Raw genomic sequence first — 15,778 nt, forward strand, 5'->3', positions numbered from 1 at the left:
TTACCTTTCCAAGCGAACATAAGCAATAATCGGAATACGTACAACTACATCTTCTGGTGGTCCATAAGAAGGAGAAGTACGAACAATTACTGCCCCATCCGTCACAGATAAAAGAACGCCTGCAATGATTTCTACAGCTGTCACAACTTGCACTAGTTCACCAACATGGTTACGTAATTCATCAGTAAATAACATATATAACTCTCCTTTCTTACGCTTCTTTAATTGATATAATACTTGTAAATGGTAATAAAACTTCTGTTCCTATTCCTTCTTGCAGTGTTAAAAAATCATCACCAACTGCTACAATCACACCCGTTAACTGTCCAACTGTCACAGTAATCTCTACGTTTTTACCCAAATACTGCTCTGCAATTTCTTTAAAAGGTGATGTATTACATTCTTTTAAAATGTTACAAATAATAGATTGAAATCTACTTGATTCAATAACTTCTTCCGTAGCTTGCTTAGAGTTTCTTTGAATAAATCTCGCGAAGTTTTGTGAAAATAAAAGTCTCTCCACAGCAGGCAATAACTTATTATCTAAAAAATAATCTAATTGTCTATTAAACAATCTCGATAGCTTTTTCCAATACTTACCGAACAAACACATACACTTCTCCTCCTATTATTTTTAAAGTATAAAAACACATCCATACATCTTAATGTATACAGAGCAGGCTTTTTTTGTGATAGGTAAGGCATACATTTTTCAAAGAAACCATCTTTTCTAGTCACACAAAAAAGATAGATGGTATCCCATCTATCTTTATGTATATTTTAATTTTTAATTGTAACAATGGCAGCTGTACTATAATAAACCGCTCGTGGTAATTCTGCCTGTTCACTTATAGAAGCTGTAACAAGTGAACCACCACTTGCCGAGAAATACTTAACAGCTTCTAAAGGAATACCATCTTCTTTTACATCAATATGCGTTCCATCTCGCCAATCTATTTTCTGCATTGTTGCTGAGAAATCGCCAGCCACTTTACCAATTTCTTCACCATCCATCCCTAAAAAGGTCCATTCCCACTTTGTTAAACTTAGTACTTGTTTCAACTCTCCAATTTTCTTTCCATCTATATTAGAAAAAGTATAGAAGTTTCGTACTCCCATCTCCTTTTGAACACGCAACAATCTTTCTCCCGAGTGATTATATAAATAAAATTGTTGCTTATGTAGTCCCTTTAAAAGAAAAGAAAGTACAACTTGCCATACACGTTGAATAACAAAATCATACTCTTCTTTTAAAAAACCTAATGCACTGCCATCTAATCCAAAGTACGTTATTACTTGAAATATCCCTACCTCTTTACGAACAACAAATTTTTGTCGCTCGAATAATTCGGAATTCTCTATATTATAAATTTCCTTTTTAAGTATTTTTGATCTTCGTTTTTCCATAAAGCTATATATGAATAATCCAAATGCCGGTATTACAACACTTATTAATTTCAAATTTTCTTTCTCCGAAGTGAATAGCGTCCCTTTTTTATATTCCATCACTAATACAATTGTGACAATAACCCATACAATAATAGATACAAAAAAAATGCGTTTTGCATTACGTGCGTGATGCCTATCTATACTCATACTCCTCCCCCTTTTCCATTTATCCCGCTATTCGCCGGGCAGTAAGACCCCCACTTCAAAATTCAGCGAAAGCAAAGAAGTTAGGTGGGGGATCGACTGCCCGTAAAAGCCCGATTGGTGAGGGCTAATAATCAGTGGGGGATGAAGAATCCCCCACTGATTAAAGTTTTACTTTATTTCATTATCCCATTGCCCCTACACTTCCTCAATAAAAAAAGACTATCCAATAGGATAGCCTCTTACACTTCAATATTTCGCAACATCGTATAAATGTCGTTATTCACTTTACCAAACGATTTAATATTATTTTGAATGTTAGATAATAAAACGACATACACACTTCCGTTTTTGCTAAATCCATTTAAACAATTCCATCCTGGCATTACACCGTGATTCGAATAACTTCCCGGGTCTACATACCAACCAAATCCGTAATCCTTTTTCACAGCCGTAAACATTTGATCATAACTCTCTTTTGAAATCAGCTTTCCAGAGAAGAGTGCTTCATTAAATAAATATAAATCATGTGCACTTGTATATATATCACCACAACCATATAGTTGTGACATACTTGGAATATTAGGTGTTGTCATATTGTTATTTACTATTTTATAACCTGTTGATGGGAACCTTGTTTGCTCTAACGCTTTACCGAAACCAGAATGTTTCATACCCGCAGTAGCAAAAATATGTTGTTTAATATAGTCTTCTAACGGTTGTCCACTTACCTTCTCAGCGATATAGGCGAGTATCGAATAGTTCGAATCGGAATATTTCCATTTCTCTCCTGGGCTCCCAACACGCTTTTGCTTTCCTATTCGTTTTATCAGTTCTTCATGAGAAATATCCTCTGTTCCTTGCTCATACTCTGGAATTCCTGATGTATGTGTTAGTAAATGCTTTAACTGAATCCCATTACCTTGAGGGAAATCTGGAATATACTTTGCAACCGTATCCTCTACATTTAATTTATTTTGATCCTTTAATTGCATAATAGCAGTCGCTACAAATGCCTTTGAAATAGAACCAATATAAAAAGTTGTCTCTGAATTATTCGGTACTTGTTTCTCTTTGTTCGCCATACCGTATCCTTTATTCAAAAGAACTTTTCCGTTCTTCACAATAACAGCTGTCCCGCTAAATCCTGCGTTTTGTAAATATTGATCTAATTGAGCGTTTTCATTAATTTCTTGAGGTGGTCCCTCAGCAGGCTTTTCCACAGCTTGTGCTTGCTTCACTTGTTCTTCTTGTTCTTCCTGCTCTTTTTGTTTTTGTGCTTCTTGTTTCTTTTTTTCTTCTTCTTTCTTTTTCAGCTCTTCTTGTTTCTTCATTTCTGCCGCTGCTTTTAAAGTTTCTTCTTTCTTATTATGCGCAACAATTTTTGTATACATGAAATATACAAGTGAAAATAGTAAGACGAGAATGATTGTTCTTTTTATGTATACAATCGGCCGACGTGCTTTCCCATTCGCATTATTTTTTTCCTGATCCATGATTGCTTTTTTCCCCTTACTCACCAATAATTTACTTCCTCTACTAAAGATTTATTTTAGCAGATTATGGATAATCTATTCTATATCATCCCTACTTTATCACGCACTGCACATATTACCAACCTATATGTATAAAAAAGAAAAAGAAAATTTACAAAAGTAAGATTCCCGTTAAATCGTTAACATAAAAAAGAGGATATCCTCTAAAAAAATTGATTTTATCAATCTTTTGGGATATCCTCTTATCTCATTATTTATACGTGTTTTTTCATATCATCGGCAACAGATTCAACATTTGTACCTACGATAACTTGGACACTCGTGTTACTTAATTTCATAACACCTTTTGCACCAGCACGTTTTAATGCTGCTTCGTTTACTTGACCAGCATCTTTCACTTGTAAGCGTAGACGTGTTGCACAATTATCAATAACTGTTAAGTTTTCTTTTCCACCTAAAGCTGCTACGTAAGTTTCACCAATTGAACCTGCAACAGGTGCGTCACCCTCTTCAGCTAGCTCGTCGTCATCTTCGCGACCAGGAGTTTTTAGATCGAACTTCTTAATTAAGAAGTAAAATACAACGAAATAAATTACTGCGTAAATTAAACCGACTCCCGCCAGTAATACTGGTTTTGTTGCAATACCGAAGTTTAAGAAGTAATCGATTGCACCGGCACTAAATGTGAAACCATCGTGAATGCCGAGAGTTGTTGTAATAAATAGAGACAGACCTGTTAATACAGCATGAATACCATATAATACTGGTGATAAGAACATGAATGAGAATTCAATTGGTTCTGTAATACCAGTTAAGAATGAAGTTAATGCTAGACCACCTAACATACCTGTAACCATTTTACGTTTTTCTGGTTTAGCAGCCGCAATCATTGCGAAACATGCTGCTGGTAAACCGAACATCATAACTGGGAAGAAACCAGTCATAAACATACCCGCTGTTTTATCTCCTGCAAGGAAGCGAGCAATATCACCATTTACAACATTACCTGCTGCATTTGTAAAGTCACCAAGTACGAACCAGAAGTATGTGTTCATTACGTGGTGTAAACCGATTGGAATTAATAGACGGTTTAATAAACCAAATAGACCTGAACCAACTGCCCCTAAATTAACAATTCCATGAGCTAATGCATCGATAGCATTTTGAATTGCTGGCCAAATTTGTGCGAATAGAATTCCTAATAGTAACATCACAACCGATGTAACAATCGGAACGAAACGTTTTCCAGCAAAGAACCCTAACCATTCTGGAAGTTTAATCTTATGGAATTTATTATAAAGAAGTCCTGCTATAACACCGACAATAATACCACCTAAAACTTTCATATCCACTTTAGTCGATAATTCGGCTGCCTTAGATACCTGTGTCATTGTATCTGCAAGCTTAGATGGATCTACATTAGCGCTATTACCTATTAAATCTTGAACTTTGCCTAATTTATCTTGTAATTCTACAGTAGAATATCCCTTACTAAGTGCATCAATACTGTTTTTCATAACTAGATAACCAATTGCACCTGCAAGACCTGCTGCACCACTACCATCAACAGACAAACCGATTGCAATACCAATTGCAAAAATAAGTGCTAAATTATCAAAAACTGCTGCACCGGCCTGTGCCATAACAGGAATATCAAATACATCTGGTTGTCCTAGACGAAGCAATAATCCTGCTGCTGGTAGCACTGCGATTGGAAGCATTAACGCTTTACCAATACGTTGTAGAAACTGCAACATTTTAATTCCCCCTAATTCAATTTATGAAATCGTTATCATTATAAGTACGCCTTAGAAAACGCTTTCTATTTACATAACCATAATAACATATAGTTGTATAGATGTGTAGTTTTTATTTTTGAATTTTTTATGGATAAATCTCCTATTTCCAAACTGTTATATAAAAGGAAAATTCTCCTTTTTTAATATAGAATACTCGAAACGAAATACCTACTATAGAACATGTAACTTTCGTTTTATCATTCCACCTTTTCATGTTATTATTTATTTCCGAGCATATCGGGAAAAGTAAACGTAGTTAATTCGAAATAGGAGCGTTGGTACTATGCAGTGCATTGAAACAAACAACTTACAACAGTTGTTAGAACAAGTAAAACCATATACGAAAAAAGGAAAGCTTGCTACTTATATCCCCGAACTAGGAAATGCAAATCCAGACGATTTAGGGATTGCCATTTTCCATAAAGAAACAGAATATATCCATGCTGGCAACTCACAAACACTATTTACTCTTCAAAGTATTTCAAAAGTAATTACACTTGCACTTGCCCTTTTAGATCGTGGTGAAGAATATGTATTTTCTAAAGTTGGAATGGAACCAACTGGTGATCCATTCAACTCTATTATTAAGTTAGAAACAACAAGTCCATCCAAACCACTTAATCCAATGATTAATGCGGGAGCACTAGCTATTACGAGCATGTTAACAGGAAAAGATAATGAAAAAAAAATGGAGCGCATCCTTCATTTTGTACGTGAAATAACAGATAATCCTACCATTAATTATTCTTCTAAAGTTGCCAATTCAGAATTAGAGACAGCTTACTTAAACCGTTCACTTTGTTACTACATGAAACAAAACGGAATTATCGATTGTGACATCGAAGAACTTATGGATTTATACACTCGACAATGTGCAGTTGAAGTAAACTGTATCGATTTAGCACGTATCGGCTTAATTTTTGCGATGGATGGATATGATCCATATAAGAAAAAACAAATTATCCCTAAACATATTACAAAAATCTGTAAAACATTTATGGTTACATGTGGTATGTATAACGAGTCTGGTGAATTTGCGATCCGCGTTGGTATCCCCGCAAAAAGCGGCGTAGCTGGTGGCATTTTCGGCTGCGTAAAAGGAGAAATGGGAATTGGCATTTTCGGACCGGCTTTAGATGCAAACGGAAATAGTATCGCTGGTTTTAAAATTCTTGAACTTCTTTCTGCCCAAGAAGGTTGGAGCATTTTTTAATTCAGAGTTATCCTGCTATACTAGCAGGATTTTTTTATTTCATAAAAAACCTCAACTTTATCCGCAATCCATCCCCTTACAAAACAGTACTAAAAGTTTCTCTATATCATGCATATTTGCTCCCCCCTCCTGAATAATATAGTACAACCTAGCGCTATATGTGGAGGTGTGAAAGATGAAACTAATATTTCAAATGGAAAAACAGCCTGTTCTTGAAAAAACGATTCTTCTTTTTATATTGAGTATTGTAGAAAGCTTGAAGTTAAAAGTGGTTTCACTCGATGAAGCTCACCGATACATATTCAATTTAGAAGTACTTGAACTACTAATGGATCGAAACATCGATGATCAAGTACTTGAACTTATTCATTTCGGAATGGGACTTGAAGACATTCATCATGTGCTTCCTGAAGAACTTGAACATACTATCGAAGAATTAAAGTGGCTCTGTATTCAAGTTTTAAGTGAGTACAGTATGCATGAAGAATCAGAACAACTAATTGAAGATATACGTTGAAAAAGCACCTATGTAGGTGCTTTTAATGTTTTTTTAAACTATTTTTATACGCCTCAATATTTACTGGTAGCTCTTCCTCTTCTAAAGTATGTTCATTTACATCTTTATGAATAAACGCACCTTTAGGCGGTTGATGGTCATGCCCTTTTTTCTTATGATCAAATGCTTTTCCGCGTCCCATACGGATCACCCTTTCTTTAAAAGAAATCCGTATTAGTATGGAGAAAAGTACGTCGATATATGCAATCCTTTGCCATATTTCCAAGGAAATACTCGAACATTGTTTTCTATTCTCCTCACAATAACTGATCTATCCCAATAAGAATTAATAGCACGCCCGCAATAACAGTAGCCCATTTCCCTAAGTATTCTGCTAAAAATCGTTTTCCTACATAAGCAAAACCACTAATACAAATAAAACTAAACACCCCAGAAATAGTTGCTGTAAGCCACAGATTCAAGTTTGTTACCCCAGCGTCAAATCCACCTGCAATATTATTAATAGACAACGCAACCCCTAAAACAATTGCTTCTGAAAAACTAATTGTTTTAGAACCATCAAAATCTGCTTTTTCTGGATTACGTAAAATGCCCATAAGTACATTACCATCTTTAGAACCTACAGTATTTCTTTGCCCCAAGAAAGGCTGGCACAAAATAAACACACCGATTATACCTAAAACGATTGCTCCAATTAGGTTTGCAGTAAACTCTGAAATAAATAACGCTATCCAGTTCCCAAAAAAGCCAGCTAATAAAGTAAATAAAAAACCAAAAAATGCGATGATAAAATTGTTAAGCCACGAAATTCGAATCTTACGAATGCCATATGCAATCCCAACACCTGCATTATCTAAATTAGAAGCAATACCGATTAAAAAAATTGAAAATAGACCTGCCGTACTCATAAACAGCCACCCCTTTTTCTCACTTTTCAATGCATATTATGAAAATGTTGAGCAACTGTGCCTGTCTGTTTCATATACATGTAAGAAATGCTCAACATTTTTTCAACAATAAAAAAGGAGTGCCTTCACTATGCCTAAAGAAAACCCAAATGAGCGGCTTAGTACATTAATAAAAAAACTTTTAAAAGAACGTGCCTTATCCATGCGTCAATTAGGAATGCATACAAATATTGATCCCGCAACAATCTCAAGAATTATGAATGGTAAACAACCGCCAAAACAAAAACATCTACAAAAATTTGCAGAATGTTTGCAAGTTCCACCCCAATTGTTATTTGATGAAATGTATCCTGATTCTCCTCACATTAATAAAGAAAAGACGGATATGTACACATCTCTTGATACAATTCAGCAAACGCTGCAATCCTCTAACTTATTCGATTTTGACTATACAACAACTCGCGTAAAACAAGAACTTGAAAACTATGAACGCTATGCTCAGACAACAGAAGGTGAAAAACGTATTCATGAAAGTTTCGCGAGTAAATTAGAACAAATTGATAGCGCTGGTCCTTTTATTGAACAATTAACCGATATGTATCAACAATTTTGCAATGAAACTATCTCAAAAGAAGAGCGTGCAATTCTTGGAGGCGCATTACTGTATTTCATTTTATCGACAGATATTATTCCCGACTATCTCTTTCCAATTGGCTATTTAGATGATGCAATTGCTGTTGAATTAGCGAAAGAAAAATTAATCGAACTAAAACGAAAAACATAGAAAAATAAAGAACTATTTCAGTTGTTTCTGTTCAACTCTGAAATAGTTCACTAAAAAATCGTACAAGTATACATACCTGTACGATTTCAACACACTAATCTATTTTTTCGTGTGACACCATTCATATATAAATGCTGTTATTACTTTTGTAAATTCAATTAACTGTTCTACTTCAACTTTCTCATTTATTGAATGAGCTTCTTCTAATGTACCTGGTCCGTAAATAACAGCTGGAATATGAAATTCACTAAACCAACCACCATCCGTTACCGTTGCAGACATATCTAAAATTGCATTTTTAGATAGAATTGATTCGTGTACTGAGCTAAGAGTTTTTACTGCTTCATGTTCACTATCTACTTCTAAAGAAGGGAAAATTTCGCCACGATCCACAATCATTGATTCTCCGCCCCACTTAAATTGTGGTGGATTTTCACTTAACCATGGATCGGCAGCCGCTACTTTCTCAATATACTCTTCAATTTCTTTTATTATTTGTTCATGTGTTTCATTCGGATAGAAGTGCACCGTTATCCATAACCGGCACTCATCCGCAATAAATGCTGCATGCCGTCCGCCTTCAATAACAGCTGGGTTAATTGTTGTTGTTCCAGATGGATAACCTTCATATGTTTTCATAACTGCCCAATGACGCTCTAATTCTTGTAAACTTTGCACAATTTTCATCATTTTTTCAATCGCACTCGCTCCGAATAAACGTCCTCCAGCATGAATCATTTGCCTGCGTGTTGCATCATGAAACGTCTGGGGGCTTTTCACAGTAATCCATCCAGTAATTACGCCGCCCTGTCCTTGCATATGTAAATCACTTGTATCCACTACGACTGCAAAATCAGCTTCATAACCTCTTTTGCAGCATTGAAGTGTACCTGCTTCTCCAACTTCTTCCCCAATTACTGATTGAAAGATTAAATCTCCAGGTAATTCAATGCCAGCTTCTTGTAACAGTTGAATAGCAAATAGTGCTCCAGCCAGTCCTCCTTTCATATCCGCCGCACCACGTCCAACTAACCAACCATCTTTTATAAATGGCTCAAACGGATTGGTTTCCCACGCTTCATCTACCGATACTTCTGCTACATCCACATGTCCATTAATAATAAGACTTTTATGTGTGTCACTTTCTAGCCCTTTTCTCACCCCAACAACGTTCGGGTCATTCGGATATACATCCCATTTATCAACACTAAAATTTCGTTTTTTTAGAAAATCTGCAACAAATTCTTGCGCCTCATTTGTGTTTCTCGCCGGCGGTGCTGGTGTTTCAAAACGAATTAAAGTCTTTGTAAGCTCTAGTAACTCATCTTTTCGTAAATCAATCTGTTCTAATAGCTGTGAAACTTCTTGATTCATCGCTAGTTCCCCTTTGCATACATAGTATGTTTCCAGCTTTATTGTCACAAAAAAAGAGACTGTTTACAATTTTACAGTCTCTTTTTTTAGCATAAGTTTCTAATATATTTACAAACTTTCTGCCTCTGTTGTATTCGTTTTTTCAATATGTTCTACCTTACGTGCCTTATTTCTTGTCGCACGGTAAAACAGTAAACAAACAATCATAAATGGAATACCACAATATAATGCCATTCTTTGTTCTGGAATAAAAGCCATACCAACAATTACTGTTACATTTAATACTAACGCAAGCAGTGGTACGAATGGATACAGCGGTGTTTTAAATTTCAAGTCCTTCACATCCCCGCCCTGCTTAATGTATGACCTTCTAGCCAACAAGTTAGATAGAGCAATAGATGCCCAAACTAATATCGCCCCGAACCCGGCAATAGAAAGTAGCCATAAATAAACTGTATCTTCCGCATAAATACCTGATAGTAATGAAAGGCAACCTACAATTGTACTTACAATCAATGCATAAATAGGAACACCATTTTTAGATAACTTACCGAAAATTGGACTAATCATTCCTTGATTAGACATAGACCATAGCATACGAGAAGTTGCATATAATCCTGAATTCGCAACGGATAGAACCGCTGTAATAATAACGAAATTTATAATATCGGCTGCATAAGGAATACCAATTTTATCAAATACAACTACGAATGGACTTTCTATCACTCCCGCTTGCTGCCAAGGGAATAAGCCTGCAAGAATGAAAATAGATAATACAAAGAACACAAGTATACGCCAAACTGTATTATTAATTGCCTTCGGAATCGTTTTCTCTGGATTTTCACTCTCTCCAGCTGCAATACCAACTAGTTCCGTTCCTTGGAAGGAAAAATTAACTGCAATCATCGTAATTAAAATGGCTGATAATCCATTTGGAAACAACCCACCATAATCAGTAAAGCTAGAGAACATCGGTGCTGGTTCATTTCCTTTCATATCTAGAAAACCAAACATTGCTGCCCCGCCTAAAATAATAAATGCAATGATTGTAATTACTTTAATACTTGCAAACCAAAATTCAACTTCTGCAAAACTTCTTGAAGATAACGCATTGATAGCAAAGAGAAGCACCGCAAACGCTACACACCAAATCCATGACGGTACATCAGGAAACCATCGTTTCATTAAAATACTAACTGCAATCAGTTCAATACCTATCGTAGCAGACCAGTTTAGCCATGACATCCAGCCTACTACATAACCCGCTGCAGGGGAAATGTGCTTTGTAGCATACGTTTGATAAGATCCTGCGTCAGGCATCGCAACAGCTAACTCTCCAAGACAGAGCATCGTTAAATACATAACAAATCCTCCAACAAGATACGCTACAATCGCTCCTCCAGGCCCAGCTTCATGAATTGTATACCCAGATCCTAAAAAAAGACCGGTACCAATAACTCCTCCAAGTGCAATCATAAAGATGTGCCTGCTTTTCAATTCCCTTTTTAACCCTTGGTTTTGATCCATCATATAAATCCCCCCTTTTCACTTTGGAAACCCATTTCATGTAAGCGTTTTTAAAAATGTTCATAATAAGAATAATTATTGAAAAGAGCAAAATACATAGTATCAATCACTACCTGTTATTAAAAGATCATCCCTCACTGTTATTAATAACTTTTTATCAGCGATAGCTTGTCCTTCTACTACTTCTAATGATTCGATATATCCACTGATTCCTACTTTAATTTCTACTTTCTGTTTATCTATTGTTTCAATTAACGCTAATTTCTCCCACTCGTATACGTAAGAACTTTCCGTAACAAATAACTTCTCTACTTTCCCGTAACAAGGACTATACACGCCTTCTATAACCATCTTCACTTTATAAACTCCTCCTTCTTATTAATCGGTACTGAAACGTTGCATATCCCTCCTTTAGAGATTTCAACTATTATTTATGCAAAATGCGTACCAATCTCCAATTCCTATTTAAAATGAAGGTTTCTCAAAAAAAAATCTTCATAACCGCAAAATTTTTCTATCATTTGAGAAGTTTTAAAGGGGAAATAGCAAAAAAATTTTGCGATTTTATAAGAATTTTAATAAAATTATAAAAAGTCAGTCTTCATAGGGTGAAATGAGGAGAAGATAATCTATGCGTACAGAAGAAATTAATTTTAAACAGATCATTGAAATGAATATGCTATATGAAACTTTACTCAATGAGCTCGATATCGGGATTCATATTATTAATGAGGAAAGTAAAACGATTATCTATAACCGTAAAATGATGGAAATTGAATCAATGGAACGCTCAGATGTGCTATATAAAAGTCCTTTAGAAGTATTCGCATTTGAAGAAAATAAAAATAGTACTCTAATAGAGGCATTAAAATTAGGAAAAACAAACAAAAATATAAAACAAACGTATTTTAACAATAAAGGGCAAGAAATTACAACAATTAACAATACTTTCCCTATAATAGAAAACGGAAAAATTAAAGGCGCTATTGAAATTTCAACAGAGATTAGCCATTTCAAACAAACAATGAAAACGAACCTTTCTCGAAAACAAAATAATAAGTTTACCTTTGATCACATAATCGGTGATTCTAATGCTATTCAATCTGTCATTACAGAAGCAAAGAGAGTAATTCGTACATCCTCATCCATACTTCTCGTAGGAGAAACAGGGACCGGTAAAGAACTATTTGCACAAAGTATCCATAATGAAAGTCAACGTTCAACAAAACCATTTATTTCACAAAACTGTGCCGCTATACCTGATACACTCATGGAAAGCTTATTATTTGGTACGAACCGAGGTGCATTTACAGGAGCTATCGATAAAGCTGGTTTATTTGAAGAAGCAAATGGAGGAACTTTGTTATTAGATGAGATCAACTCATTAAGTCCAGCACTTCAAGCGAAGTTACTACGAGCTATACAAGAAAAAACAATACGAAGAATCGGAGGCACACAAGAAAAAGAAATTGATGTTCGTATTATAGCAACTATTAATGAAGATCCTCTTGAAGCTATTACACATAATCGATTACGGGAAGACTTATATTACCGATTAAGCGTCGTTACTTTATGTCTCCCGCCTTTACGTGAACGAAAAGAAGATATTCCTGATCTTGTGCAGCACTTTATCGAAAAGTACAACATTCAATTTGGACTTGGCGTAACGGATCTAGATGTACATGTAAGAGAATTCTTGTATGCATATGATTGGCCTGGAAACGTACGAGAATTGGAACATATCATTGAAGGTTCGATGAATTTAGTTGAAGATGAAAATATCATTACAGCGTTTCATCTTCCCGCTCGCTTTCGTGAACAAATAAAAAAAGAATTCAATATGCAACCTTCCCTAACTAATAACGAGGATGATGCACCTAAAACGTTAAAGCACACAATAGAGACAATGGAGAAGAACTACATCAATCAAATTCTGACAGAGTATCACGGTAATATCTCACAGGCTGCAAAGTTTTTAGGATTAAGTAGGCAAAACTTACAATATCGAATTAAAAAATTGCATTTACACATATGAAATGAAACTTTAATCAAATGTAGGATGAATCCGCTTCCAAGTGCAAATGAAAATTGGGGAAATATGCTACAATAAACATATAACATACTAGAAAGGAACGATATATATGAGTAATGATAACAAATTAAAGTTATTACAATACTTAGCCTTCTTCCCTACCCTTGTATGTATGATGTTACTAGTTGATATGAATGCTTATCCTTATGCAAAACTATTAGCAACAATTAGCGGCTCCTTTGCAGCTATTATGCTTGCTGCTTTTTGGAATTTAAAGATACGTATGAAGAAAGAAAAATCTTCTTAATGCCAAAACAATAAAAAAATCGAGCTTACACAGCTCGATTTTTTTATTGTTTATTAAAATTCAACATTCTCCAAATACAAACCACTCGCCTCAGCAAGACAATTAATTTGATTACGTTGTTTTTCCTCTAAAATATTTGGGATTACGTCCGCATCTAATTGTCCTAATCCAACTTCAATTAATGCTCCAACAATTTTTCGTACCATGTTATGAAGGAATCCGTTACCACTTACTCTAATTTGTACAAATCCTGCTTCTTCCATCACTTCAAGTGTATATACTTCTCGAACCATAGACTTTTTCTTTGATTTCGCATTTGAAAAAGCAGTAAAGTCATGTGAACCAACTAAATGTTTCGCAGCTTCTTTCATGCTTTTCACATTTAATTTTTTATTCACATGCATGCTGTATTTACGCATAAATGGATTTGTATGCTCTTCATTCCAAATTTTATAAAGATATGTTTTTGCTTTAGAATTATAACGAGCATGGAAGCGATCTTGTACTTCTTCTACATTCGTAATGCTAATATCGTTGGGTAAATATTGATTTAAATATTTTTTCACTTTATGTTCCACTAACTTCTCATCACTTTGAAAGTTAGCAACTTGATTCAAAGCATGTACACCCGCATCTGTTCTACTACAACCGATAATTTCAATTTCTTTTCCGATCATTTCAGATATGACACTCTCGATTTTTCCTTGAATTGTATTATCGTTATTACCGAGACGTTGCCATCCTTTAAAACGTGCACCATCGTACTGAATCGTTAATTTATAATTATTCATTTTACTCTCCTTCATAGAAAATATTCCCTCATATCGTGAGGGAATATGAATAAACTTTACTTTCTAACAAGCTTCACTACATTTTCTACATGGGCTGTATGTGGGAACATATCAACTGGTTGTACATATTCCACTTCATAACTCTTCATTAATGCTTGTACATCACGTGCTAATGAAGAAGGATTACAAGATACGTAAACAACTTGTTTTGGTTTCACTTTTAAAATTGTTTCCAGTAATTTATCATCGCAACCTGTACGAGGTGGATCGACAACAATTACATCTGGACGCCATCCTTCTTTTACCCATTTCGGTAACCATTGTTCAGCTTTACCTGCTTCATATTTCGTATTTGTAAATCCGTGACGCTTCGCATTTTTTCTTGCATCTTCAATCGCTTCTGGAATTACATCCATACCACGTACTTCCGCTGCATCATTTGCAAGCCAAAGACCGATTGTACCAACACCACAATAAGCATCTACAATTTTCTCATCGCCTGTTAAAGCAGCTGCTTTTTTCGCTTCATCGTATAAAACAACTGTTTGTTCTGGATTTAACTGGAAGAATGCACGTGCTGATAATTCAAATGATAAATCAACTAGTGTTTCTTGAATTACTTCTTTTCCAGCTAATTTAAATGTTTTATCACCGAAAATAACAGATGTTTTACGCCAGTTTACGTTTTGCATAATTGATTTAACAGCTGGCATCTGTTTTTGTACTTCTGCGATAAATTGATCTTTATTTGGTAATTCTTCTTTTGTTGTAATAAGTGTAACTTGTACTTCCCCTGTTTGAACTGCAGTACGTGTCACAATTGTGCGTACTAAACCTTTTTGTTTTTTCTCATTGTAAATAGAAACATTTAATTTTTCTAATATACGTCTTACAACTTTTGTCGCTTCATTCGTTGCTTTATGTTGAATCATACAGTGAGCAATATCAATTAACTGATGTGAATTTTGCTTATACAGCCCTGTAATAACCTTTTCGTCTTTACGTCCCACTTGTAATTGACTCTTATTACGATAATGCCATGGGTTTTCCATACCAAGCGTTGGACGAATTTTTTCTTCCAAACTGTTGTTCATATACTTCTCGAATGCTTGTACGACGATATCACGCTTTTGATTTAATTGTTCTTTATAATCTAAATGTTGCAGCTGACAACCGCCACACTCTTCATATACCGGACATGGTGCTTTCACACGATGTGGTGAAGCTTTACGAACTTTTTTCACTTTCGCTTCAGCAAAGCCACGCTGAATTTTCGTTGTTTCAGCAACAACTTCTTCTCCTGGTAATGCCCCTGGAATGAAAACAACTTGTCTCTTAAAATAACCAACGCCTTCTCCGTTAATCCCAAGACGTTTAATTGTCACAGGAAACGTTTGACCAACTTCCAACTTACTCTCATGTTGCTTTTGTATCATT

The 15,778-nt window shown here is 35.1% G+C and carries 18 protein-coding genes; 5 read left to right on the forward strand and 13 right to left on the reverse strand.

Annotation, left to right across the window (positions count from 1 at the left end; genetic code table 11):
• The 6 genes from ACSG5Z_RS25640 to ACSG5Z_RS25665 all read right to left on the reverse strand — a co-directional run bounded on the left by ACSG5Z_RS25640 (position 1) and on the right by ACSG5Z_RS25665 (position 5,102).
• Entirely contained in the window at positions 1-195 is a 195-nt protein-coding gene (locus tag ACSG5Z_RS25640; RefSeq protein ID WP_435712492.1) for an LSm family protein, read from the reverse strand.
• 16 nt (positions 196-211) lie between these two features.
• Complete coding sequence (locus ACSG5Z_RS25645) at positions 212-613, reverse strand: LSm family protein (protein ID WP_046953685.1); 402 nt, start codon at positions 611-613, stop codon at positions 212-214.
• Positions 614-780: 167 nt separating this feature from the next.
• Positions 781-1,596, reverse strand: coding sequence for a sugar ABC transporter ATP-binding protein (locus tag ACSG5Z_RS25650; protein WP_435712493.1), 816 nt, complete (start codon positions 1,594-1,596; stop codon positions 781-783).
• 239 nt (positions 1,597-1,835) lie between these two features.
• Positions 1,836-3,089: a serine hydrolase domain-containing protein gene (locus tag ACSG5Z_RS25655; RefSeq protein WP_327987741.1), complete on the reverse strand. Its 1,254-nt coding sequence runs from the start codon at positions 3,087-3,089 to the stop codon at positions 1,836-1,838.
• A 254-nt stretch (positions 3,090-3,343) separates the two neighbouring features.
• Entirely contained in the window at positions 3,344-4,846 is a 1,503-nt protein-coding gene (gene nagE, locus ACSG5Z_RS25660) for an N-acetylglucosamine-specific PTS transporter subunit IIBC (protein ID WP_048567302.1), read from the reverse strand.
• Between the two features lie 142 nt (positions 4,847-4,988).
• Positions 4,989-5,102: a transcriptional regulator gene (locus ACSG5Z_RS25665; protein WP_074651593.1), complete on the reverse strand. Its 114-nt coding sequence runs from the start codon at positions 5,100-5,102 to the stop codon at positions 4,989-4,991.
• A gap of 69 nt (positions 5,103-5,171) precedes the next feature.
• Here ACSG5Z_RS25665 and glsA point away from each other — a divergent pair, with 69 nt between their 5' ends.
• Both glsA and ACSG5Z_RS25675 read left to right on the forward strand, forming a co-directional pair.
• On the forward strand, positions 5,172-6,101 hold the full coding sequence (glsA, locus tag ACSG5Z_RS25670; RefSeq protein WP_001149862.1) for a glutaminase A: 930 nt from the start codon (positions 5,172-5,174) through the stop codon (positions 6,099-6,101).
• A gap of 175 nt (positions 6,102-6,276) precedes the next feature.
• Positions 6,277-6,618 (forward strand): DUF3969 family protein, encoded by a 342-nt coding sequence (locus ACSG5Z_RS25675; protein WP_000766602.1) that lies wholly within the window; start codon positions 6,277-6,279, stop codon positions 6,616-6,618.
• A 22-nt stretch (positions 6,619-6,640) separates the two neighbouring features.
• On the opposite strand, the gene ACSG5Z_RS25680 is transcribed toward ACSG5Z_RS25675, so the two are convergent.
• The gene (locus ACSG5Z_RS25680) at positions 6,641-6,799 is read right to left on the reverse strand and encodes a hypothetical protein (protein WP_000532409.1); all 159 of its coding nucleotides are present in this window, start codon (positions 6,797-6,799) and stop codon (positions 6,641-6,643) included.
• A 115-nt stretch (positions 6,800-6,914) separates the two neighbouring features.
• A complete protein-coding gene (gene ytaF, locus ACSG5Z_RS25685) occupies positions 6,915-7,526 on the reverse strand; it encodes a sporulation membrane protein YtaF (protein WP_435712494.1) in 612 nt (203 codons plus the stop codon).
• Positions 7,527-7,656: 130 nt separating this feature from the next.
• Here ytaF and ACSG5Z_RS25690 point away from each other — a divergent pair, with 130 nt between their 5' ends.
• Positions 7,657-8,310, forward strand: a complete 654-nt coding sequence (locus ACSG5Z_RS25690) for a DUF1232 domain-containing protein (RefSeq protein WP_087982344.1) — start codon at positions 7,657-7,659, stop codon at positions 8,308-8,310.
• Positions 8,311-8,409: 99 nt separating this feature from the next.
• Here ACSG5Z_RS25690 and ACSG5Z_RS25695 read toward each other — a convergent pair whose 3' ends face one another.
• The 3 genes from ACSG5Z_RS25695 to ACSG5Z_RS25705 all read right to left on the reverse strand — a co-directional run bounded on the left by ACSG5Z_RS25695 (position 8,410) and on the right by ACSG5Z_RS25705 (position 11,568).
• Complete coding sequence (locus ACSG5Z_RS25695; RefSeq protein WP_435712495.1) at positions 8,410-9,732, reverse strand: acetylornithine deacetylase; 1,323 nt, start codon at positions 9,730-9,732, stop codon at positions 8,410-8,412.
• Between the two features lie 60 nt (positions 9,733-9,792).
• Complete coding sequence (locus ACSG5Z_RS25700; protein WP_000969239.1) at positions 9,793-11,214, reverse strand: amino acid permease; 1,422 nt, start codon at positions 11,212-11,214, stop codon at positions 9,793-9,795.
• Between the two features lie 99 nt (positions 11,215-11,313).
• Positions 11,314-11,568 (reverse strand): biotin/lipoyl-containing protein, encoded by a 255-nt coding sequence (locus ACSG5Z_RS25705; protein ID WP_000784766.1) that lies wholly within the window; start codon positions 11,566-11,568, stop codon positions 11,314-11,316.
• A 274-nt stretch (positions 11,569-11,842) separates the two neighbouring features.
• Here ACSG5Z_RS25705 and ACSG5Z_RS25710 point away from each other — a divergent pair, with 274 nt between their 5' ends.
• Both ACSG5Z_RS25710 and ACSG5Z_RS25715 read left to right on the forward strand, forming a co-directional pair.
• Positions 11,843-13,246 carry a sigma-54 interaction domain-containing protein gene (locus ACSG5Z_RS25710; protein ID WP_088061645.1) on the forward strand — a complete coding sequence of 468 codons (1,404 nt, stop codon included), beginning with the start codon at positions 11,843-11,845 and terminating at the stop codon, positions 13,244-13,246.
• 106 nt (positions 13,247-13,352) lie between these two features.
• Positions 13,353-13,550 carry a hypothetical protein gene (locus tag ACSG5Z_RS25715; protein ID WP_000063921.1) on the forward strand — a complete coding sequence of 66 codons (198 nt, stop codon included), beginning with the start codon at positions 13,353-13,355 and terminating at the stop codon, positions 13,548-13,550.
• 53 nt (positions 13,551-13,603) lie between these two features.
• Here ACSG5Z_RS25715 and truA read toward each other — a convergent pair whose 3' ends face one another.
• Both truA and rlmD read right to left on the reverse strand, forming a co-directional pair.
• Positions 13,604-14,341 carry a tRNA pseudouridine(38-40) synthase TruA gene (gene truA, locus ACSG5Z_RS25720; protein ID WP_435712496.1) on the reverse strand — a complete coding sequence of 246 codons (738 nt, stop codon included), beginning with the start codon at positions 14,339-14,341 and terminating at the stop codon, positions 13,604-13,606.
• Between the two features lie 56 nt (positions 14,342-14,397).
• Entirely contained in the window at positions 14,398-15,777 is a 1,380-nt protein-coding gene (gene rlmD, locus ACSG5Z_RS25725; RefSeq protein WP_435712497.1) for a 23S rRNA (uracil(1939)-C(5))-methyltransferase RlmD, read from the reverse strand.
• Between the last annotated feature and the right edge of the window lies 1 nt (position 15,778).

It is taken from the genome of Bacillus pretiosus (genome assembly GCF_051294775.1).
Taxonomy (GTDB): domain Bacteria; phylum Bacillota; class Bacilli; order Bacillales; family Bacillaceae_G; genus Bacillus_A; species Bacillus_A wiedmannii.